The organism is Candidatus Pelagibacter sp. Uisw_137 (assembly GCF_047720245.1).
In the GTDB taxonomy this organism is placed as follows: Bacteria; Pseudomonadota; Alphaproteobacteria; order Pelagibacterales; family Pelagibacteraceae; genus Pelagibacter.
The window spans coordinates 1,155,416-1,176,452 of the sequence record NZ_CP159811.1; the positions used below are offsets into that span (position 1 = coordinate 1,155,416).

Consider the following 21,037-nt stretch of genomic DNA (forward strand, 5'->3'; position numbering starts at 1 on the left):
AGTTACTTAATTTCTCTTTTTTCTGCCGCCTCCATGTATGAATAATAAGGTTCTTGCAAATCAACATTCCAATAATTGAGTGTATTTAGGTTAATCTTCTTACCTGATACCGCACAAATTACATAATCACCCTCTTCAATAACTTCAAAATTATTTGGTAAATATTTTATTTTAGCTAATTTTTTATTCATTTTTAGTTTATATATTACTACATGAAAGTTGGGATAATAGGAAGTGGTGGTCGCGAACATGCCATCTGTCATAAACTTAGCTCTATAAAAAAGGTAAAACAATTATATTGTTTTCCAGGAAATGCTGGAACAGCTAAAATTGCTCAAAATATTTCAATAAATTTGAATAATTTTGATGAATTAAAAAATTTCATAAAATTAAATAAGATTGATTTAATGATTATTGGCCCTGAAAAACCACTCGTAGACGGGATTGTAGATTTTTTAGAAGAGCAAAATATTAAAGTTTTTGGTCCTAACAAAGTTGCTTCACAATTAGAAGGTTCAAAAATCTTTACAAAAAACTTATGTAAAAAATATAATATTCCAACAGCTAACTTTGGAATTTTTCAAAATATCGATGATGCCGAACAATTTTTAAAAGAAACCAAATATCCCATTGTTATAAAAGCTGATGGATTAGCTTCTGGGAAGGGTGTTTATATCTGTGATAAACCAGAAGAAGCTAAAATTGCAATAAATGAAATATTTGAAGGAAAGTTTGGTATTGCTAATAATTTGCTCATTGAAGAGTTCTTAAAGGGTGAGGAAATGAGTTATTTTGTAATTAGTGATGGCAAAACAGTAAAAAAATTCGGTACTGCCCAAGACCATAAAAGAGTTTCAGAGGGAGATTTGGGCAAAAATACAGGGGGTATGGGTGCCTACTCTCCTTCACGATTAATTAATAAAGAATTGGACAAAAAAATTTTATCAAAAATTATTGAGCCAACGATTCAAGGTTTAAAAGAAATTGGAACAAATTATAAAGGTTTTTTGTATGCTGGTCTCATGATCGTAGAAGGTGAGCCTTATTTAATCGAATATAATGTACGAATGGGAGATCCAGAGTGTCAGACTATTTTACCTAAATTAAAATCTGACTTATTAGAAATTTTTTTATCCTGCTGCAATGAAAAACTAAATGAAACTGAAATTATATGGCACAATAAAAAAAGTTTATGCATAGTAATATGTTCGAATGGCTATCCAGACCAGTTTAATAAAAATGTATTAATAGAGAATCTGAGTAAAATAAAATTAGGTACTAATGAATATTGTTATCATGCAGGAACAGAGCTCATTAATGAAAAAATTTATGCCATTGGAGGAAGAGTCTTAAATTTTGTCTGCTTGTCAGAAAATTTTTCTTTATCTAGAACACAAATAATAGATTCAATTAAATCATTAAATTGGAATGGTGGTTTTTACAGAAAAGATATTGCTTACAAAGTAATAAATGAATGAGAATAATATCTGGAAAATCTAAAGGTAAAAAAATTTTTGATCCTAAAGATATTAATACAAGACCACTTAAAGATTTAACAAAAGAGTCTATATTCAATATAATTATTCATTCTAATAAACTTAATCTTGAGTTGGAAAACTCAAATGTTTTAGATTTATTTTCTGGAGTTGGATCTTTTGGGCTTGAATGTCTCTCTAGGGGTTCTAAAAATGTAACTTTTGTTGAAAATTATAATAACGTTTTACCAATTTTAAAAAAAAATATTTTAAATCTTGGCTATCAAGATAACACATTAATAGTTGAGAAAAATATATTGAACCAATTAAACTTTAAAAATTTTGATGGTAAGTTTGATGTTATTTTCATGGATCCTCCCTATAAAGAGAAAGGCTTAAATAAATTAATAATTGATATAATTGAAGCAAAAATAATTAAAGAGAATGGAATAATAATTATTCATAGACACAAAAAAGAAGAAGAAAAATTTCCAAAAGAATTTCAGATTATTGAAGAAAAAACCTATGGGATATCAAGAGTATTGTTTGGAATTTGCGTCTAAATTAGTATTTTTTTTGTTTCTTTTTTAATTAGTTCAACAGCTGGTTGGTCATAAGGATTAATTTCTAAAGCCCTTCCTATTAAAATAGTTTCTAAAATAAAAAAACAAAATAGTTCACCTATAGTATTTTCATCTCGATTAATTACCTCAAAGCTCCTGAAAGGAATTTTTTTATTTAAAAAAACTTTTTCAGTTGCTAATTTTTGAGACATAACTATTTCACCTAAATTTTTATTTTTTAAATAGCTGTGCGAGGTAAGAAGCTTATTGTTAATAACTTTAATTGAATTCTTATCCCTAACATGGAAAAAAGTAAAAAAATTATTTTTTGGACCATCTAAATAGAGCTGCATAACACTATGATTATCTTTTGGCATTGAAGATATTATGGGCAAAATTCCATTTCCTTTTTTACCTAGGCTTTCGGCCATTAGTTGTTGATACCACTTAAATAGACTTTCTGAACCCACATCATAATTAAGAATGACTGAATTAAATTTTTTTTTCTTCAAAAAATGTAACGTATTATTTACATTTATAATTAATTCATTAATAAATTTTTTATTTTTAATCAAATTGTTTAGTTGTCTAAATTTATTACTACTTAAGCCCATAAGCTCAGCAGGCAACATGCCTACCTCGGAGAGAACTGAATATCTGCCTCCAATAAAATTATTATGATGCACAATTTCTGATTTTAGTTTTTGAGCCAATAAATAAAGATAGCTATTTTTATTCTCAGTAATAAAAATATTTTTATCTTGATTTTTAATAATGATATTTGAATTTGAAATTGTTTCAAGCGTGTTACCTGATTTTGAAACTATTATATTTAGATGCTTATTTCTTTTATGACTTGGGTCAATCTTTGACTGAAGATTATTATAAAAGAAAAAATTTTTTTTAATTTTACTTTTTAAAAAAAAATAAATCAACTCCGTTCCTAAAATTGACCCCCCCATACCAACTACATTAATTTTATTATATTTTTTAAATTTAAGAATAGTTTTTTTATTGTAACTATTTTTGTAATTTGAGCTTAAAGAGTCTAATACTGAATTTTTCTTAACAAGAATATCATCTAGAATTTTTTTAACTTTTTTACTGTATCCTTTTACTTTAAAGTTCTTAAAGCTAATATTTTTTGTAAGCATTAATTACTTTTAATTTTTTCTAATATATTTTTTTCCAATGAACCAATTGATGTCTCACTTACAGAAACTGTACTTTTAGTATTAGCATTCTTGTTTAAAATTTCTTTTAAACTAATCTCAGTATCATTTTTATCATCATTTTTATTTGAAGTTGTTGGTTCTGGCAAATTTTCAAAATCTGGTGGTAGTGATAATGGATTTTTTTTCTTAACAAGAAATTCGTCTGAATTGGTTTGTTTTTTTCCTGTCAAACCATCTTTAACACTTTGACAGGCGCTTAAAGCGCCCAAAATTAGAAGTATAAAAAGTGTATTTTTAAATAAATTTTTCATTTTTTTTATTATTAACAAATATTTCATCAAAAATAAGGCATATAATACCCAATGTTATAAATATATCCGCAACATTAAATACAAACCAATGAAAATCGTTAAAGTGAAGATCAATAAAATCTGGCACGGCAGAGTAATATATTCTATCAAAAAGATTACCTAGAGCTCCGCCCAAAACAAATATCAACGAAATTTTTTTAAAGCCATTATTCTTGTAAGTCATTATCAAAATTATAATGCTTATTATTATTATAATTCCTGTAATCGAGTTATAAATGAAACTTTCATTAAATGAGAACAGCCCAAATGCTATACCCTTATTCCAAATAAGATAAAAATTTAAATATTCTGTTAAATATATGTCAACTTTATTTTCCAATACACTAATTTTAATAATGTAAATTTTAGAAATTCTATCGACAAAAAAAATAGCCAAGATAAGTGCAGAGTTGAAAAATATTTTTTTTAAATTCACTTTAAATATCCAAGTTTTTTAATTTGGATGTCTTTCACAACCATTTTTATTTATTTTCCAGCACACAGAGCATTTTTCACCTTCTGCTTTATTTGTAATTACAGTTATCTCATTTGATAAAGTTTTTTTAACTATAGCACTTGATGTGATGCATAATTCTGAAAAATCTATACTTTCGAAATTATTAATCATTTTTTCATCTAAATTAATTGATATATTTGCCTCCAAACTTGAACCTATTTCCTTACTTGCTCTTTTTGCTTCAATGCTAATATTACAAATATCTCTTATCTTTTTTAACTCTATCCATTTTTTATTTAATTTCACATTTTCAAATGATTTTGGAAATTCCATAAATTTTTCTAAATGAATACTTTTTTTATCTTTGCTTATTAACGTAAAAATTTCTTCTGTTGTAAATGACAATATTGGTGCAAACCATTTAATAAGAGATTCAAGAATTATATTTAAAATAACAATACAACTTTTTCTTCTCGCTGAATCTTTACTATCACAGTACAAAGCATCTTTTCTTATATCAAAATAAAATGCCGATAAATCTACAGTGCAAAAGTTTAATAATTCTTTATAAAGATTATGAAAATCATATGATTTAAAATAGTTTTTGAAATTTTTATTTAGCTCATACACTCTGTGAAGCATATATCTCTCTAATTCTGGTAATTGCTTGATGTCTAGACTTTCCATGTCAATTTTTTGGAAATCATCATTTAAGTTACCTAGCAAATATCTAAATGTATTTCTAATTTTTCTGTATGAATCTGAATGTTGTTCTAAAATAGAATAGTCAATTCTTAAATCTTCAGCATAATTAGATGACGCAACCCATATTCTTAAAATATCTGCACCATATTTTTTTAAAATATCCTCAGGTGCAATTACGTTTCCTACAGATTTTGACATTTTGAGACCTTTGCCATCCACAACAAATCCATGTGATAATATTGATTCATAAGGCGCTCTACCTCTCGTTCCACAAGATTCTAACAGTGACGAATGAAACCAACCTCTATGCTGGTCAGAACCTTCTAGATACATTGATGCTGGCCATTGAAGATCTTCTCTTTTTTCCAAAACGAATGCATGAGTGCAACCGCTATCAAACCAAACTTCAACAATATCACTAATTTTTTCGTAATCTTCTGCTTTATATTTGTCCCCTAAAAATCTTTGGGGATTGTCAGAAAACCAACAATCAGAACCTTCTTTTTCATAAATACTCGCAATATTCTCATTTACATTATCATCTACTAAAATTTCTTTAGTAGTTTTATGAACAAATATTGGAAGTGGAACTCCCCAAACTCTTTGTCTTGAAACACACCAATCTGGTCTTGTTTCAATCATTGCTTTTATTCTTTCTCTACCTTTGTCTGGATAAAATTTAGTATCATCAAGAGCTTTTAACGCTTTTTTTCTCAAACCATGACTTTCCATTGAAATAAACCATTGTGGAGTTGCTCTATGAACAAGGGGTGCTTTTGATCTCCATGAATGTGGATATGAATGAACTAGTTCCCCATTAGATAATAACTTTTTTTGTTCTTTTAATTTTTCAATAACAATTGGGTTAGCTTTAAAAATATGAGTTCCCTCAAATAAAGGAAGGTTTTTAGTGTATTTACCATCACCATCTACAGTCTCTATGGCTTTTATCCCGTGCTTTAAACAAAGATTAAAATCATCAGGACCATGACTGGGTGCGCAATGAACAATACCTGTTCCTTGTTCTGTTGTAACAAATCTTGCTTCAAGCATTGGGATATCATAATCATAACCAAGCTCTAAAAAAGGGTGACTACAAATTGTATCTTTAAAATCTTTACCCTTAAATTTTTTTATTTCTTTGTAATTTTTGATTTCACAATCTTTGATAACAGGCTCTAGTAAGGCTTCTGCAACAACTATTTTTTTATTCTTAAAATTTCCTTCATCACTTAATTCAATTATTAAATAATCTAATGCTTCATTATAAGCTAATGCTTTATTTGCAGGTATAGTCCATGGAGTGGTTGTCCATATAATAACTTCTGTATTTTCTAATTCTTTTATATTTGTTTTTTTAACTGGGAAGGCCGTGTAAATTGTATCTGATTTATGATCTTGATACTCAACTTCAGCATCTGCTAAAGCAGTTTTTTCTACAGTTGACCAAAGAACAGGTTTAAATCCTCTATAAAGACTTCCCTCTTTTAAAAATTTTCCCAACTCTCTTACAATTTGAGCTTCTGCTTCAAAGCTCATTGTTGCATAATGATTATCCCAATCTCCAACAACACCTAATCTTTTAAATTGTGTTTTATGAACTTCAATCCATTTTTCAGCAAACTCTCTACACTCTTTTCTAAATTCCGTTATTGGAACTTCATTTTTATTTTTTTTATTTTTTTTATATTGCTCTTCAATTTTCCACTCAATAGGTAAACCATGACAATCCCATCCTGGAACATATACAGAATCTTTACCATCCATTTGATGAAATTTAACAATGATATCTTTTAAAATCTTATTTAAAGCCGTACCCATATGAATGTTACCATTTGCATATGGTGGACCATCATGAAGTATAAACTTCTCTTTACCCTTATTGGATTTTCTCAACTCCTTATAAAGATCAATTTTTTTCCAATATTCTAAAATTTCAGGTTCCTTATTCTGTAAATTTGCCTTCATGGAGAAAGCTGTTTTAGGTAAATTTATATTTTCTTTGCTCATATTAATCTTTTTTAGCAACTTTTAAGTCACTTTGAATTTGTTTTTTTAATTGATCAACGTTTTTGAATTTTTTCTCTTTTCTTATAAATTTTGTGAACTCTACTGATAAATACTTATTATAAAGATTTCCAGAAAAATTAAAAATATGTACTTCTAATAAAATTTTTTTTTGATTGAAAGTTGGTCTATAACCAAGGTTAGCAATCGCTTTTAGTGATTTATTGGAGTTTTTTTGTTTTACTTTAACTGCATACACTCCAGGTATTGCGATCACGTAATCTTTAATATCAATATTGCAGGTTGGAAAACCAATTTTTTTTCCTTGTTGCCTTCCCTTTTGAACAATTCCTTCAATTGACCAATTTCGACTTAATAACTTATTAGTTTTTTTTAATTGTCCTTTTTCCAGAAGAGAGCGGATATATGTTGAGGAGATAACTTTTTTATTTAAGATTAGTGGTTGTGGTTTTACTATTTTGTAATGATATTTTTTTTCATTTTTTATTAATTGTCTAACATCTCCCTCTCTTTTATTGCCAAATCTAAAGTTATTACTAACAAATATGTATTGAGCTTCTAATTTTTTTGATAAAATTTCTTTAATAAAAAAATCAGACTTAATTGCAGAAAAATTTTTATCAAATTTTTTAGTAATTATAAAATCAACCCCTAAATGATCTAATATTATTTTTTTTTGATTTATATTTAAAATTCTAAAGTTTTTAAAGTTTTTATTAAAAAACATTTTAGGCATTGGCTCAAATGTTAAAACACCAATTTTTAGATTAAATTTTTTTTTGTAAGTATTTGCTAATTTAAATAATTTTTGATGACCCAAATGAACACCATCAAAATTTCCAATTAGGATAATTGATTTTTTATGATTATTCGAAATATTAAAGTTTTTATACAGCTTCATATTTTACCACTTTAATTCTGTTTGAATAAAGTTTACAACAACTTCATATTTCTTTGAAACTATATCTATACCTTCTTTTTTAATTTCATCTTTATGAATACCATTTGATATAATTAAAGAATTATAATTTAAAAGATTCGCTCCTTTAATATCTGTATTTAAATTATCACCAATAGACAAAACTCTTTTTCCCTTGTTGTTAATTGCCTGATTATAAACTTCGGGAAATGGTTTTCCAAAATAAATAACTTCTCCTCCCATTTTTTCAAAAACAAGTGCTACAGACCCTGCACATAATTCTCTTTTTTCGCCTCTATCCACAATTAAATCCGGGTTAGTACATATCATTTTCTTATTAACGTGATCTTTGAATAATTCTTTGTAATAATTTAGATCCACACTTTGTTCTTCAAATAAACCAGTACAAAGTAAATATGAGCTTTCTTTAATATCAATAGTTTTATTTTTTTTAAAATCTAAAAATAAATCAAAATCTCTTGGTGGACCTACGTGATAAAATTTTTCTTCTAGTGAGTTTTTTCTTAAATAATTCAGTGCTGCCTCACCTGAAGAATAAACTTTTTCTCTAATTTCTTTACTCATCCCCATTTTTTCTAAAAAATTATTTACTGTTTTATTGGGTCTTGGGGCGTTGGTTAAGAGAACATAGTCTTTGTTTGCTGTGGTAATTTCCCCTAAGGCTTCAATTGCGTTTTTATGAAGAGTTATCCCATTATGAACAACGCCCCATAAATCGATATAAAAAATATCATAATTCTCTACAATTGATCTTAATCCATGGTTATCTAAATTCTTAGTCATTATGGGAGGTATAACTTATAAAATACACAATTTCTCTGGTTTTTTGCCCCACATATTTTTTTTAACATCTCTTGAAATAGTTGCCCTAATAGCTATATGAGTCGCATAATAAAAGGAGAATTTATGAAATTTAAACCGTTACACGATAGAGTTTTAATAGAAGTTTTAAACAGTAGTGAAAAAACTGCTGGAGGAATAATTATCCCTGATACAGCTCAAGAAAAACCTCAAGAAGGTAAAGTTATTGCTGTTGGTGGTGGTGCAAAAACTGAAGATGGAAAACTAATTCCAATGGATGTGAAAGTTGGAGATAAAGTTCTTTTTGGCAAATGGTCAGGAACTGAAATCAAAATAGACAGCAAAGAATACAGTATAATGAAAGAGTCTGACATTATGGGTATTTCAGGTAAATAATCTAATTTAAAGGAGAAAATAAAATGGCAAAAGTTGTAAAATTCGACTCTGAAGCAAGAGCGGCGATGATAAGAGGTGTTGATATCCTTGCTAACACAGTAAAAGTTACTCTTGGACCAAAAGGTAGAAATGTTGTTATCGACAAATCTTATGGTGCACCAAGAATTACTAAAGATGGTGTTACTGTTGCTAAGGAAATTGATCTTGAAGATAAATTTGAAAACATGGGTGCTCAAATGGTTAAGGAAGTTGCTAGCAAAACAAATGAAGAAGCTGGTGATGGAACAACTACAGCAACTATTTTAGCACAAGCAATTGTTAAAGAAGGTGTAAAATATGTAACAGCTGGCATGAACCCTATGGATGTTAAAAGAGGAATAGATGCAGCAGTAGATCATGTTAAAGCAAACTTAATTGCTTCAGCAAAAAAAGTAAAAGATACTGATGAGATTGCTCAAGTAGGAACTATTTCAGCTAATGGTGATAAAGAAATTGGCAACATGATTGCAAAAGCTATGCAAAAAGTTGGTAATGAAGGTGTTATTACTGTTGAAGAAGCTAAGGGAGTAGAAACTGAGTTAGACGTTGTTGAAGGTATGCAGTTTGATAGAGGTTATTTATCACCATACTTTATTACTAACGCTGATAAAATGACTACAGAGTTAGAAAACCCTTTCATCTTATTACATGAAAAGAAATTAACTAACTTGCAACCAATGGTTCCACTTTTAGAAGCTGTTGTACAAGCTGGTAGACCACTAATGATTATTTCTGAGGATGTTGAAGGCGAAGCTCTTGCAACTCTTGTTGTAAATAAACTTAGAGGTGGTTTAAAAGTTGTTGCGGTTAAAGCACCTGGTTTTGGTGATAGAAGAAAATCAATGCTAGATGATATTGCAATTTTAACTGGTGGTCAGGTTATTTCTGAAGATATTGGAGTTAAACTTGAAAATGTTAAACTTACAGATCTTGGATCTTGTAAGAGAGTTAAAGTTGATAAAGATAATAGTACAATTATTAGTGGTGGTGGTAAGAAATCTGAAATTGAAGCTAGATGTACTCAAATCAAACAACAAGTAGGTGAAACAACTTCTGATTATGACAGAGAAAAACTTCAAGAAAGACTAGCAAAACTTGCTGGTGGAGTTGCTGTAATCAAAGTTGGTGGTGCAACTGAAGTAGAAGTTAAAGAAAGAAAAGATAGAGTTGAAGATGCTCTTAACGCGACTAGAGCTGCTGCTGAAGAAGGAATAGTAGTTGGTGGTGGTTGTGCTCTTTTATACGCTTCACAAAGTCTATCTACACTTAAAGTTAAAGGAGATGATCAAAAAGCTGGAGTTACGTTAGTGGCTAAAGCTTTACAAGCTCCTATTAGACAAATAACTTTAAATGCTGGAGTTGATGGTTCAGTTGTAGTTGGAAAACTACTTGAACAAAATAAAAAGAACCAAGGTTACGATGCTCAGAATGAAGAGTACGTTGATATGTTTGCAAAAGGTATCATCGATCCTGTTAAAGTTGTAAGAACAGCTTTACAAGATGCAGCCTCGATTGCTGGATTACTTGTAACTACTGAAGCCATGATTGCTGACAAACCAGATGACAAAGATTCTGGTGGTGCTGGTGGAATGCCTGGTGGAATGCCTGGTGGCATGGGCGGCATGGGTGGAATGGGTGGAATGGGTATGTAATTCCACTTTTTTTTAAAAAGAATTCAAAGGCCATCTTTTTAGGTGGCCTTTTTTTTTGTTAAGCTGTTATAAGGTTAAAATATGTCAAAAAGATACAGCGGAAAATCATTTAAAGATTCAAGCACTGCTAAAAAGCCAAAATTAAGCCTAAAAGAAAAAAGAAAAAATAAAAAAGAGAAATCTAAAAAGTCTTAGACTTTAGCTCTTTTTTGACTGTGTTTTTTGAAGGTAAAGCTTTTGGGTCTGTCACTTCTACTTTTAAACTTCTTCTTTCCATCAAAACTAGAGCTTTTTTTTTCTCCACTCGTTGATGAGCTTTCAGATGTTTTTTTTCCAAAATATTTAGGATTATTTGTGAAACCTGTTGGTTTCGAGGCATCTTTTTTAGTAAAACTAGATTTTCCCTTGTAACCAAAACTTTTTTTCTCTCCATCTCTTGATGATGAACTAGATCTTCCATAACTAGATGGTTTTGATTTATCTCCAAAACTAGATTTTCCCTTGTAACCAAAACTTTTTTTCTCTCCATCTCTTGATGATGAACTAGATCTTCCATAACTAGATGGTTTTGATTTATCTCCAAAACTAGATTTTCCCTTGTAACCAAAACTTTTTTTCTCTCCATCTCTTGATGATGAACTAGATCTTCCATAACTAGATGGTTTTGATTTATCTCCAAAACTAGATTTTCCCTTGTAACCAAAACTTTTTTTCTCTCCATCTCTTGATGATGAACTAGATCTTCCATAACTAGATTTTTTTTCGTCTCTGAATTTTCTTTTTTTATTGTATGGTGCTTTTCCTCTTTTACCACCTCTTGAATCTCTTCTTGCTCCACGTGGCGCAGGTTTAAAATTCGGATCAATTAATTTACTAATTTCGTTCCACATCGACCTATCATCTGGTGTAAGAAAAGTTAAAGCAGAACCTTCTGTTCCTGCTCTAGCAGTTCTTCCAATTCTATGAACATAATCTTCTGGCACTTGTGGAAGGTCATAATTTATTACGTGTTGGATTAATGGAATATCTAAACCTCTTGCAGCAACATCTGTTGCAATTAATATTCTCTTAAGGCCTTTTCTAAATGAAGTAATTACACGATCTCTTTTACTTTGACGAAGATCTCCATGAATAGCATCAGCTGAATGACCTTCTTCTTTAAGACGCTTAACCATTTTATCAGCACCTCTTTTAGTTTTAACAAAAACTAAAATTGATCCTTTTCTTGCTATAAATTGATCTACTAATTGATCGTATTTATTTTCTTTAAAAACTTGAAGGGTTTCTTGTTTAATTTTTGCAATAGGAACTGATGTTGACCCTGTTGAAATTCTTTGAGGCTTATTTAGATATCTTTCAGAAATTCTAACAATATTCTGAGGTAATGTTGCTGAAAATAATAAGGTTTGATGATCCTTTGGAACAAATTTTAAAATTAACTCTATTTGAGGAGTAAACCCCATGTCCAACATTCTATCAGTTTCATCTAACACTAAATATTTAGTAGCTGATAAATTTAAGCTTTTTCTTTTTAAGTGATCATTAATTCTTCCTGGTGTTCCAACAATTATTCTAGATCTGTTTCCCAGTTGTCTAAGTTGTTTTTGCATTGCCTCTCCACCAATAAGCAAGGCAGTTTTAATATTAATTTTATCACTAATAATACTCTTAATTGCAGCCATTACTTGGGTTGCAAGCTCTCTAGTTGGGCACATAACTAACGCAAAAGCATTTTTATCTAATATTAATTTATTAATTAAAGGGATACTAAAAGCTAGTGTTTTTCCAGTTCCTGTTTGGGCCGTTCCTAAAATATCTTTTCCCTCTAAAGCAACTGGTATTGCCATAGCTTGAATTGGAGTTGGTTTCGTAAACTTCATTTTTTCCAATGAATTTTTTAACGAATCTTCTATTTTTAGTAATTTAAAGTTTTCCATTTGGGTATTTAGATTTTTTAAAACTTAAGGAGATATGCTCTTAATCCTTTAATACGTCTAATTTGTATAGCGATAACTATACGTTTTTTTAATAATCACAAGAAGCTAATTTTTTATTAAAATAGCTTTAATAAGGAAATAATAGGTTTTTTTAAGTTTTCAAAAAACTCAATTGATGTATAAGAGCCTCAAATTATGAAAAACAATATTCGAAACATCACAATTATTGCACACGTCGACCATGGTAAAACTACCATGATTGATACCCTCATGAAACAGAGTGGTTCATTTAGAGAAAATGAAGTTGTTGATGAAAGGTTAATGGATTCTGGTGAGCTAGAAAAAGAAAGAGGAATTACTATTTTAGCTAAACCAGCTTCAATCAACTGGAAAGATACAAGAATTAATATTATTGATACACCTGGTCACAGAGATTTTGCTGCAGAAGTTGAGCGTGTATTAAGTATGGCTGATGGAGCATTATTACTTATTGATTCTGCTGAAGGTGTAATGCCTCAAACAAAATTTGTTTTAGCAAAAGCTCTTAAACAAGGTTTAAAGCCAATCGTTATAATCAATAAATTAGATAAAGCGGATCAAAGAGCTAACGAAGTATTAGATGAAACATTTGATTTATTTGTAAGTTTAGATGCAAACGAAGAGCAGTTGGACTTCCCAGTCTTATACGCTAGTGGAAGATCTGGATGGGCAAGCAAGGAAGTTGATGGACCAAGAGAAAATCTTCACCCACTATTAGATTTGATTATAGAGCATGTAAACCCTGCTGAGCTTGATAAAACGAAGCCTTTCGCAATGCTATCTACTTTATTGTATGCAGATAGTTTTTTAGGAAGAAGTTTGGTTGGAAAAATATCTCAAGGTACAGCAAAAGCTAATCAACCTATTAAAGCAATAAATCTTAAAGGTGAGAAAGTTGATGAAGGTAGATTAACTAAAATTTTTAGGTACGAGGGAACAAAAAAAGTACCCATCGAAGTTGGTGAAGCGGGTGATATTGTTATAATTGCAGGTTTAGAAAAAGCTAACGTAGCAGATACAATTTGTGATCTTGAAGTAAATGATCCACTTCCTGCAACTCCGATAGATCCTCCAACGATGTCTATTACTATAAGTGTTAATAGTTCACCTTTAGCTGGGACAGAAGGTAAAAAATTAACAAGTACTCAAATCAGAGATAGATTGGTCTCTGAGGCACAAAACAATGTTGGGATTTCTTTTTCTCAAAATAATAATGTAGATGCTTTTGTAATTAGTGGACGTGGTGAATTAATGCTTGAAATCTTATTAACGCAAATGAGACGTGAAGGTTTTGAGATGACAGTAAGCCCTCCAAAAGTTTTGTTTCAAAAAGATGAAAATGGAAACAGAATGGAGCCTATTGAAGAAATCACAGTTGATTTAGATGAAGAGTTTTCATCAAAAATTATTGATTCTATGAATAGAAGAAAAGGTAAATTACTTGACCTTAAAGATACAGGAAAAGATAAAAAAAGATTAATCTTTCATGCACCAACAAGAGGCTTGATGGGTTACACAAGTAGATTTTTAACTTTAACAAAAGGTACTGGTGTAATTAATAGAATCTTCCATGGTTATGGAAAATTTGAAGGTGAGATGGATGGCAGAAAAAATGGTGCTTTAATCTCAATGGCAAACGGAAAAGCTGTTGCATTTGCGATATTTAACTTACAGGCGAGAGGTGAAATGTTTGTAACTCATAATGATCCTGTTTATGAAGGAATGATTGTTGGATTGGCCCCAAAAGCTGGTGATATGATTATTAACGTTATGAAGGGTAAACAGTTAACTAACATGAGAACTCAAGGAACTGACGAAAACGTTGTGCTAACTCCAGTAAGACAAATGTCAATTGCAGAACAGCTAAGTATGTTAAATACTGATGAAGCATTAGAAATTACTCCTAAATCTCTTAGATTGAGAAAAGCAATTCTTAATCCTAATGATAGAAAAAAGAACGAAAAATCGTCAACGCCTCTTTAATTAAAAGACTTTCCAGCAATAAATAAACTAAGAGCAACAGCTGGTCCAATTCCAAAAGCAAATAATAGAGTTCCAACTCCTACTGTACCACCCAAATACCAACCGATAGACATCACTGTAATTTCAAGAAAAGCTCTAACAATAGCAATCGGTAAATTTGTTTTTTTTTGTAAACCAACCATTAGTCCATCTCTTGGTCCAGCTCCTAAATTAGCCACTAGATAAATACCACCACCAAGCCCTACTGTGAGTACCGCTATAATGGCCAAAAGTATTTGATAAATATAATTTTCAGGTGTTGGCACAAATTTTATACAGACATCGATCATCAAACCAATAATTATTGCATTTAAGATTGTTCCAATTCCAGGTTTTTGTTTTAAAGGTAACCACAACAGTAAAACAGCAATGCTTATAAATATAGTTATTATTCCAGTAGAAAAATCAACATTCAATGCAATACCTTGTGCAAGAACAGACCAAGGTGAGGCTCCAGCAAAAGAGACAATTAATAATCCCTCACCTAAACCAAATAAAGTTAATCCAAGACACAAAAAGAAGAAAGTTGAAATTTTTGGTTTAAGATTTAATGGTTTTTCAGAACTCCAATAAACTTTAGGAATATTTTTGATTTTCAAGAACATTTTTAATAAATTACTTCTTTTAAAATTAAAGTCTATTATTGTTAACACTTTATGAAAAAATTTTTTATACTAATTTTTTTTTTAACATATTCACTTAGCTCTAATGCCCACATGGCTCATTATAATAAATTTAATAAAATTGAAATGGAGATTTTAAAAGATGGTAAGGTTATTGGGTATAATTACTATTTTTTTAAAAAGGATGGAAATAAGACAATAGTCACAAATCAAATTAAGTTTACAGTAAAGTTATTTGGAGCAACAATTTTTGAAATTGAAGGGTACGGAGAGGAAAAATATATTAAAGATAAATTGATTTCTTTTAACTCTAAAACACTTCAAAATGATAAAGAAAAATATGTAGATTTAGAATTTAATGAACAAACAGATAAATTTGATATTCAAGGTTCTTCCTATAGTGGTATGGCATCGACAAAAAACGTAATTGGAAACTGGTGGAGCCACAAAATTTTACAAACTGATAGTCAAATTAGCCCAGTATCAGGTAGTATCAAAGAACAGGTAGTAACGTTTATCGGTAAAGAAGAAATTGAACTTTATGGTAAAACTTATGAGGTAGATCATTTTAAATTAACCTCAAAAGACATGTCTTTACCAAAAGATAAAAAACTTAATTTTGATATATGGTTTAATAAAGAAAATTCTTTAATTTTAAAAGTTACTTATTCTAGATTAGGAAATTGGGAATATAAGGTTAAAAAGTTTGAATAAAATTATTTATTTATTTTATTAAAAAGATCTTGAGCACTTATCCATCCCGATTCTAATCTAGGTCCAACAAACCAATCCGCACAAACTCCGAGATTTAAAGAAGAATTCCAAAAACTTTTAATTCTTAAAGGTTTTGAGTTAGATGAATATTTCCAGCCATGATTTAATGAAAATAAGACTTTAGTTTTTTTTATACCTGTAAGCTTAAAAAACTGGTCAATCAAAGTTTTTGTGTTCAATTTATTATTGTCTCGATTTTTATTAATCTCTTTATTTGCCCATGAGTAAGTACTTTGTAGGGTCCAAAGATCATTTTTACTTTTAAAACGCATTTTACTATTTTCACTTCCAGCCCAGCCTAAAATTTTATCATTAAAAAAATAACTACTAACATTAAGTTTACTTTTTTTTGTAGTCATCATGACGGTTATATTTGCATCCATTTTAATTCTTTTATTTATAAATGAATGTTTAATATATTTTTTTGAAAGTTTTTTTAATTGAGGGAATGGACAGGTTAATATCAAAGATTTATAAAATTTTATTGATCCATCTGAAAAAGATATTTCCCAAACTTTTTTTCTATTAGCAATTTTAATAACCTCACTACTAAAATTACAGTTAATATTTTTTAATAAATATTTACTAATTGCGTTATTTCCCTTTCTGCCAATTATTTTAATATGGCTCTTATCCTCTTTTTTTTTATCATTAAGAAAAATATGATTTCCAGCCCACTTTTTGAGAATTTTTTTTGAAATTAAACTATTTATAAAACTTTTAAATTGGATACTTTTTGGTGAAATATACTGAACACCATGATCAAAGCTTTCATTCTTATTAAGCTTTTTATTAGATGATCTTCCCCCAATCCCTCTTGCCTTGTCATAAACATCTAATGAATATTTTTTACTTAGGGAGTTTGCAATTGTTGCACCAGAAATGCCAGAACCAATAATACAAAAGTCCTTCATTTACCTGCAACTACCATACCTTCTATTAACATCGTAGGAGCATTTGTAGAATATTTAAACTCAAGATCGTCAGCTAAGGTAATGTTTTTGAATATGTCTTTTAAATTTCCAGCAATAGTTATTTCACTTACTGGATATTTAAATACTCCATTTTCGACCATAAACCCTGTGGCACCAACTGAATAATCTCCTGTAACTAAATTGCTTCCATGACCGATAGTTTCTGTAATGTATAAAGTTCTATGGTTTAATTTTAATAAGTCCTTGTATGAAATAGGACCTTTTTCAAAATACAAATTACTTGTTCCACCACTTCTACCATTTGACTTAAGGTTTAGCTTTTTCCCATTGTAAGTATCCACTAAATAATGTTTTAAAATGCCTTGATCTACTAATTTTAATTCATCAGTTTTCACTCCTTCAGAATCAAAATATCTCGAACCTAATCCTTTAACTATATTAGGTTTATCAAAAATATTTATTGATGATGTAAATATTTCTTCATTAATTTTATCTTTTAAAAAAGATGTGCCTCTTGCAATAGAGGAAGCAGATATTGCACTTGCAAAAACACTCAACATTCCTTTTGAAATTCTTCTATCAAAGACAATGCTAATTTTTTCACTTTCTATTTTTCTTGGATCTAATTTTTGTAATGTTTTTTTTGCTGCCATTGCACCAATTTGGCTAGGCTTTAACATATCGTTTAGATGACAAGTGCTAGTAAATTCATAATCTCTTTCCATTTTATTATTAGAATCTTTTGCTACGGCGACACATGATGCTGAAAAAGACGAAGACTTATAGCCATTTAAAAAACCATCACTACTTGCTAATATAAAATTTGATTTTGACTCGGAGAAACCAGTTTCTGTATTAATGATTTCTTTTTTTTTAAATGCAGCCTCTTCTACTTCTTTTAAATATTCAATTTTTTCATCATTCTCTATATGGTCATCATCATATAAATTTAGATCATTAATTTTGTTAGCCAGTAAGTCTTTATCTGGTAACGAATTATACTCATCTTCTGGAGTAATTTTTGTTGTCTCAATACATCTTTCTACCAATGTCTTAATATTTTCTTGTGTAAGATTTGAAGAAGAAATACTTGATTTTTTTTTACCAATATAGGTTGTGAGACTAACACCTAGGCTATCTGATCTATCAGATTCATCTAATTTTTTATTTCTAAAGTTTACCGTTTCTGAAATCGAGTGCATTACAGCAGCACTTGAATCTGTTGCTCCTAATTTTTTTGCTAAATCTATGCAAAAAGAAGCCATCTTTTTTAAATAATCTTGATCTTTAACCATATGATTTATAATTGAGTTCCACCGACAGTCATTTTGTCAATTAAGATCGATGGTTGCCCCACACCTACTGGAACACCTTGCCCAGCCTTTCCACAGGTTCCAATACCTGGGTCAAGCATCATATTATTTCCAACTAATGAAACCTCTTTTAAAATTGAAGGACCATCACCAATTAATGTTGCTCCTTTAATGGGTGATCCTATTTTACCATTAATAATTTCATAAGCTTCTGTACAGTTAAATACAAATTTTCCTGAAGTAATATCCACTTGCCCACCCCCAAAGCTTACTGCAAATATTCCTTTATCAACCGATTTAATCATCTCTTCTTGAGAATATTTTCCATTTAACATCATTGTGTTTCTCATTCTTGGAAGAACAACATGTTTGTAACTTTCTCGTCTACCACTACCTGTTGATCTTGTATTCATTAACCTCGCATTTAGTCGATCTTGCATAAAATTTTTCAATATACCATTTTCTATTAAAACAGTTTTTTCAGTTGGTGTCCCCTCATCATCAATTGTTAAACTTCCTCTTCTGTTATGAAGAGTTCCATCATCAATAATAGTAACGCCTTCACTAGCAACCCTTTGACCCATTAAATTATGAAAAGCAGATGTTTTTTTTCTGTTAAAGTCACCTTCAAGGCCATGTCCTATAGCTTCATGGATGAGTATTGCCGGCCAGCCCGATCCTAGAACAACTTTCATTTCTCCTGCTGGTGCAGGTTTGCTTTCAAGGTTTACTGAAGCAATTCTAAATGCTTCATCACATACTTTCTTCCAATTATCATCTTTAAGATATTCATCATAGGATTGTCTTCCACCAATTCCATAAACACCTGTTTCTTTTTTTCCATTTTTTTCAAGCATGACTGAAACATTAAAACGAATTAAAGGTCTAATATCTGTTAAGACTTCACCCCCAGATCTTATAATTTCTATAGATTTATGCTCACCTGCAAAACTGGCAGTAACTTGTTTTACTATTACACCTTTGGCTCTCGTATAATTGTTAACTTCTTTTAAAAGATCTAATTTAGATTGTAGTGATTTTTCTTCTATCGGATTAACACTTTTATAAAATTTTTCATTAGTTTTTGGAATTTCATGATTGTAGATACCTTTTTGAGATTTTAAAGTTGAGCTTAGATTGCTAGCAGATTGTTTTAACGATTTTTTTGAAATTTCATTTGAATGGGAGTAAGCTACTACTTCACCCGTTACAGCTCTTAAGCCATATCCTAGATCAGAACTATAGCTAGAACTCTTTATTTTATCATCATCAAGTACAATAGACTCACTTTTAGAATTTTCTAAGTAAAGTTCACCATCATCACAATTGTTTAATGTTTCGGAAATAATGCTTTCTGCATCTTTTCTTGATAAATCTGTTTTAGTAAAAAAATCACTCATAGATAACAAGTAATAGATAAAATTATTTTTTCAATTGTCGTATTTCGCGCATATACAATCTATAGGATTCTATATAATTTTAAGAAATAAATTAATAAAAAAGACAATATAATGAAAAAATTTGATGAATTAATGAGTGTTTCTAGCGAGATAAAAAATATTTCAGTTGATGAGGCCAAACAAAAATTAAATGACCCAAATGTTCAATTTATAGACGTAAGAGATAAAAATAGTTTTGAGTCGGAAACTATTGGTAATGCTATAAATTTAGAAAGAGGCTTATTAGAGTTTTATCTTGCTGATGGTAGTCCTTTAGAAGATGAAATGTTTAAAAAAAATCCAGATAAAGAATATATAGTTTTTTGTGGTCTTGGAGGCCAAAGCACACTTGCAACAAAAACTATGCAAGAAATGGGAATAAAAAATGTAAAAAATATGACTGGTGGAATGACAGCCTGGAAAGATAAAAAATAAATTGTGAAAGTTTATTTTAATAATTCATGTAAAATTTGTCGTGCCGAAATAAATTTATATAAAAAACAAAATATTAAAGACATAGAGTGGGTAGATATTACAAATAATAAATCAGCAGAAATAGAAACTCAAAGAAATGCTGAGAACCTTCTACGCAGACTTCATATTAAAGATGGAGAGAAAGTAATTGGAGGAGCAGAAGCTTTTTTATTGGTATGGAAAAAAATTCCTAAATATAAGTTTCTTTATAATTTTTTTAAAACTCCTATAATTTTTACTTTATTTTCATTTTTTTATGAGATTATTGCTTTCTTTTTATTTTTAAAAAATAAAAAACAACTTTTAAAATAAATTTTTAATGTTGAGAAGAGATGCTGAATAAAATATATTTTAGTTATGAAAGTCTTTATACTATTTTTATTTATACTTAATTTTATTTCTTCTGCTCAGTCCTCTCAAAAAATTATTTTAAATAGTCTTTTTGACCAACTTCAAACTATTAATAATTCAAAAAGTGCTGCTTTACTGGAACAAAAAATTTGGTCTATTTGGAATGAGCATCCTAATGATTTTAAATTAACTGAAAAATTAAAGTTTGGAACAGAGCTGATGCAGTATGGTGATTATAATTATGCATTAAAAGTTTTTAGCAATATATTGGAGAATGACCCAAAATGGTCTGAAGCTTGGAATAAAAGAGCAACAGTATATTTTTTAATGAGCCAATTTAAAAAATCATTAAATGATATTGATAAAGTTTTAAATATAGAACCTAGACACTTTGGAGCTTTATCAGGACAAGCAAGAATTTTTATAAAACTTCAAGAATATGAAAAAGCAATTAAGAGTATTGAGAGCGCATTAAAATTCCACCCTTCATTTAAAAGTCGTGAACTGATACCTGAAATTGAAAGATTAATTAAAGAAGATAGTATCTAA

The 21,037-nt window shown here is 29.4% G+C and carries 21 protein-coding genes; 9 read left to right on the top strand and 12 right to left on the bottom strand.

Annotated elements, in window-relative coordinates; genetic code table 11:
• Positions 1–2: 2 nt before the first annotated feature.
• A complete protein-coding gene (locus tag ABXT61_RS06195) occupies positions 3–191 on the bottom strand; it encodes a DUF2093 domain-containing protein (protein WP_415314995.1) in 189 nt (62 codons plus the stop codon).
• Positions 192–212: 21 nt separating this feature from the next.
• Between ABXT61_RS06195 and purD the strand changes: the two genes are divergently transcribed.
• Together purD and rsmD are read left to right on the top strand one after the other, a co-directional pair.
• On the top strand, positions 213–1,478 hold the full coding sequence (purD, locus tag ABXT61_RS06200; RefSeq protein ID WP_415314996.1) for a phosphoribosylamine--glycine ligase: 1,266 nt from the start codon (positions 213–215) through the stop codon (positions 1,476–1,478).
• Positions 1,475–2,038 carry a 16S rRNA (guanine(966)-N(2))-methyltransferase RsmD gene (rsmD, locus tag ABXT61_RS06205; protein WP_415314997.1) on the top strand — a complete coding sequence of 188 codons (564 nt, stop codon included), beginning with the start codon at positions 1,475–1,477 and terminating at the stop codon, positions 2,036–2,038. The genes purD and rsmD overlap by 4 nt, the downstream gene beginning before the upstream one ends.
• Here rsmD and ABXT61_RS06210 read toward each other — a convergent pair.
• The 6 genes from ABXT61_RS06210 to ABXT61_RS06235 are packed head-to-tail and all read right to left on the bottom strand — an operon-like array spanning position 2,035 to position 8,476.
• Positions 2,035–3,192: a glucose-6-phosphate isomerase gene (locus tag ABXT61_RS06210; RefSeq protein WP_415314999.1), complete on the bottom strand. Its 1,158-nt coding sequence runs from the start codon at positions 3,190–3,192 to the stop codon at positions 2,035–2,037. The genes rsmD and ABXT61_RS06210 overlap by 4 nt on opposite strands.
• Positions 3,192–3,524, bottom strand: a complete 333-nt coding sequence (locus ABXT61_RS06215) for a DUF3035 domain-containing protein (protein ID WP_415315000.1) — start codon at positions 3,522–3,524, stop codon at positions 3,192–3,194. Before ABXT61_RS06215 ends, ABXT61_RS06210 begins: the two co-directional genes overlap by 1 nt.
• Positions 3,508–4,008 carry a signal peptidase II gene (lspA, locus tag ABXT61_RS06220; RefSeq protein ID WP_415315945.1) on the bottom strand — a complete coding sequence of 167 codons (501 nt, stop codon included), beginning with the start codon at positions 4,006–4,008 and terminating at the stop codon, positions 3,508–3,510. The genes ABXT61_RS06215 and lspA overlap by 17 nt, the downstream gene beginning before the upstream one ends.
• A gap of 9 nt (positions 4,009–4,017) precedes the next feature.
• Positions 4,018–6,735 carry an isoleucine--tRNA ligase gene (ileS, locus tag ABXT61_RS06225; RefSeq protein WP_415315002.1) on the bottom strand — a complete coding sequence of 906 codons (2,718 nt, stop codon included), beginning with the start codon at positions 6,733–6,735 and terminating at the stop codon, positions 4,018–4,020.
• Between the two features lies 1 nt (position 6,736).
• On the bottom strand, positions 6,737–7,654 hold the full coding sequence (gene ribF / locus ABXT61_RS06230; protein ID WP_415315003.1) for a riboflavin biosynthesis protein RibF: 918 nt from the start codon (positions 7,652–7,654) through the stop codon (positions 6,737–6,739).
• Positions 7,655–7,657: 3 nt separating this feature from the next.
• Entirely contained in the window at positions 7,658–8,476 is an 819-nt protein-coding gene (locus ABXT61_RS06235; RefSeq protein ID WP_415315004.1) for a TIGR01459 family HAD-type hydrolase, read from the bottom strand.
• Positions 8,477–8,599: 123 nt separating this feature from the next.
• Here ABXT61_RS06235 and groES point away from each other — a divergent pair, with 123 nt between their 5' ends.
• Together groES and groL are read left to right on the top strand one after the other, a co-directional pair.
• Complete coding sequence (groES, locus tag ABXT61_RS06240) at positions 8,600–8,890, top strand: co-chaperone GroES (RefSeq protein WP_168607095.1); 291 nt, start codon at positions 8,600–8,602, stop codon at positions 8,888–8,890.
• 23 nt (positions 8,891–8,913) lie between these two features.
• Entirely contained in the window at positions 8,914–10,581 is a 1,668-nt protein-coding gene (gene groL / locus ABXT61_RS06245; protein ID WP_415315005.1) for a chaperonin GroEL, read from the top strand.
• A 191-nt stretch (positions 10,582–10,772) separates the two neighbouring features.
• On the opposite strand, the gene ABXT61_RS06250 is transcribed toward groL, so the two are convergent.
• Complete coding sequence (locus tag ABXT61_RS06250; RefSeq protein WP_415315006.1) at positions 10,773–12,518, bottom strand: DEAD/DEAH box helicase; 1,746 nt, start codon at positions 12,516–12,518, stop codon at positions 10,773–10,775.
• A gap of 195 nt (positions 12,519–12,713) precedes the next feature.
• On the opposite strand from ABXT61_RS06250, the gene typA reads away from it, so the two are divergent.
• On the top strand, positions 12,714–14,540 hold the full coding sequence (typA, locus tag ABXT61_RS06255; protein WP_415315007.1) for a translational GTPase TypA: 1,827 nt from the start codon (positions 12,714–12,716) through the stop codon (positions 14,538–14,540).
• On the opposite strand, the gene ABXT61_RS06260 is transcribed toward typA, so the two are convergent.
• The gene (locus ABXT61_RS06260) at positions 14,537–15,184 is read right to left on the bottom strand and encodes a YczE/YyaS/YitT family protein (RefSeq protein WP_415315009.1); all 648 of its coding nucleotides are present in this window, start codon (positions 15,182–15,184) and stop codon (positions 14,537–14,539) included. The genes typA and ABXT61_RS06260 overlap by 4 nt on opposite strands.
• 51 nt (positions 15,185–15,235) lie before the next feature.
• Here ABXT61_RS06260 and ABXT61_RS06265 point away from each other — a divergent pair, with 51 nt between their 5' ends.
• Positions 15,236–15,916, top strand: a complete 681-nt coding sequence (locus tag ABXT61_RS06265; protein WP_415315011.1) for a DUF6134 family protein — start codon at positions 15,236–15,238, stop codon at positions 15,914–15,916.
• 2 nt (positions 15,917–15,918) lie between these two features.
• Here the strand turns inward: ABXT61_RS06265 and ABXT61_RS06270 are convergent, their stop codons facing one another.
• From ABXT61_RS06270 to tldD, 3 genes are read right to left on the bottom strand one after another with little or no spacing between them, the layout of a single operon-like run.
• Entirely contained in the window at positions 15,919–16,890 is a 972-nt protein-coding gene (locus ABXT61_RS06270; protein WP_415315013.1) for an NAD(P)/FAD-dependent oxidoreductase, read from the bottom strand.
• On the bottom strand, positions 16,887–18,206 hold the full coding sequence (locus ABXT61_RS06275; protein WP_415315015.1) for a TldD/PmbA family protein: 1,320 nt from the start codon (positions 18,204–18,206) through the stop codon (positions 16,887–16,889). Before ABXT61_RS06275 ends, ABXT61_RS06270 begins: the two co-directional genes overlap by 4 nt.
• A 5-nt stretch (positions 18,207–18,211) precedes the next feature.
• Positions 18,212–19,624 carry a metalloprotease TldD gene (gene tldD, locus ABXT61_RS06280; protein WP_415315017.1) on the bottom strand — a complete coding sequence of 471 codons (1,413 nt, stop codon included), beginning with the start codon at positions 19,622–19,624 and terminating at the stop codon, positions 18,212–18,214.
• Between the two features lie 111 nt (positions 19,625–19,735).
• Here tldD and ABXT61_RS06285 point away from each other — a divergent pair, with 111 nt between their 5' ends.
• Genes ABXT61_RS06285 through ABXT61_RS06295 form a run of 3 tightly spaced genes read left to right on the top strand, consistent with a single transcriptional unit; the run spans position 19,736 to position 21,037 of the window.
• A complete protein-coding gene (locus tag ABXT61_RS06285; protein ID WP_415315018.1) occupies positions 19,736–20,098 on the top strand; it encodes a rhodanese-like domain-containing protein in 363 nt (120 codons plus the stop codon).
• 3 nt (positions 20,099–20,101) lie between these two features.
• A complete protein-coding gene (locus tag ABXT61_RS06290; RefSeq protein ID WP_415315020.1) occupies positions 20,102–20,449 on the top strand; it encodes a thiol-disulfide oxidoreductase DCC family protein in 348 nt (115 codons plus the stop codon).
• A 45-nt stretch (positions 20,450–20,494) separates the two neighbouring features.
• Positions 20,495–21,037: a tetratricopeptide repeat protein gene (locus tag ABXT61_RS06295; RefSeq protein ID WP_415315022.1), complete on the top strand. Its 543-nt coding sequence runs from the start codon at positions 20,495–20,497 to the stop codon at positions 21,035–21,037.

What these genes read in the sequence shown, in the direction of transcription:
- ileS (WP_415315002.1), bottom strand. Translation starts at nt 6,735, where the DNA reads ATGAGCAAAGAAAATATAAATTTACCTAAAACAGCTTTCTCCATGAAG.
- groL (WP_415315005.1), top strand. Translation starts at nt 8,914, where the DNA reads ATGGCAAAAGTTGTAAAATTCGACTCTGAAGCAAGAGCGGCGATGATA.
- typA (WP_415315007.1), top strand. Translation starts at nt 12,714, where the DNA reads ATGAAAAACAATATTCGAAACATCACAATTATTGCACACGTCGACCAT.
- ABXT61_RS06210 (WP_415314999.1), bottom strand. Translation starts at nt 3,192, where the DNA reads ATGCTTACAAAAAATATTAGCTTTAAGAACTTTAAAGTAAAAGGATAC.
- tldD (WP_415315017.1), bottom strand. Translation starts at nt 19,624, where the DNA reads ATGAGTGATTTTTTTACTAAAACAGATTTATCAAGAAAAGATGCAGAA.
- ABXT61_RS06250 (WP_415315006.1), bottom strand. Translation starts at nt 12,518, where the DNA reads ATGGAAAACTTTAAATTACTAAAAATAGAAGATTCGTTAAAAAATTCA.
- ABXT61_RS06285 (WP_415315018.1), top strand. Translation starts at nt 19,736, where the DNA reads ATGAAAAAATTTGATGAATTAATGAGTGTTTCTAGCGAGATAAAAAAT.
- ABXT61_RS06235 (WP_415315004.1), bottom strand. Translation starts at nt 8,476, where the DNA reads ATGACTAAGAATTTAGATAACCATGGATTAAGATCAATTGTAGAGAAT.
- ABXT61_RS06275 (WP_415315015.1), bottom strand. Translation starts at nt 18,206, where the DNA reads ATGGTTAAAGATCAAGATTATTTAAAAAAGATGGCTTCTTTTTGCATA.
- ribF (WP_415315003.1), bottom strand. Translation starts at nt 7,654, where the DNA reads ATGAAGCTGTATAAAAACTTTAATATTTCGAATAATCATAAAAAATCA.
- ABXT61_RS06270 (WP_415315013.1), bottom strand. Translation starts at nt 16,890, where the DNA reads ATGAAGGACTTTTGTATTATTGGTTCTGGCATTTCTGGTGCAACAATT.
- ABXT61_RS06265 (WP_415315011.1), top strand. Translation starts at nt 15,236, where the DNA reads ATGAAAAAATTTTTTATACTAATTTTTTTTTTAACATATTCACTTAGC.
- groES (WP_168607095.1), top strand. Translation starts at nt 8,600, where the DNA reads ATGAAATTTAAACCGTTACACGATAGAGTTTTAATAGAAGTTTTAAAC.
- ABXT61_RS06195 (WP_415314995.1), bottom strand. Translation starts at nt 191, where the DNA reads ATGAATAAAAAATTAGCTAAAATAAAATATTTACCAAATAATTTTGAA.
- ABXT61_RS06260 (WP_415315009.1), bottom strand. Translation starts at nt 15,184, where the DNA reads ATGTTCTTGAAAATCAAAAATATTCCTAAAGTTTATTGGAGTTCTGAA.
- rsmD (WP_415314997.1), top strand. Translation starts at nt 1,475, where the DNA reads ATGAGAATAATATCTGGAAAATCTAAAGGTAAAAAAATTTTTGATCCT.
- ABXT61_RS06295 (WP_415315022.1), top strand. Translation starts at nt 20,495, where the DNA reads ATGAAAGTCTTTATACTATTTTTATTTATACTTAATTTTATTTCTTCT.
- purD (WP_415314996.1), top strand. Translation starts at nt 213, where the DNA reads ATGAAAGTTGGGATAATAGGAAGTGGTGGTCGCGAACATGCCATCTGT.
- ABXT61_RS06215 (WP_415315000.1), bottom strand. Translation starts at nt 3,524, where the DNA reads ATGAAAAATTTATTTAAAAATACACTTTTTATACTTCTAATTTTGGGC.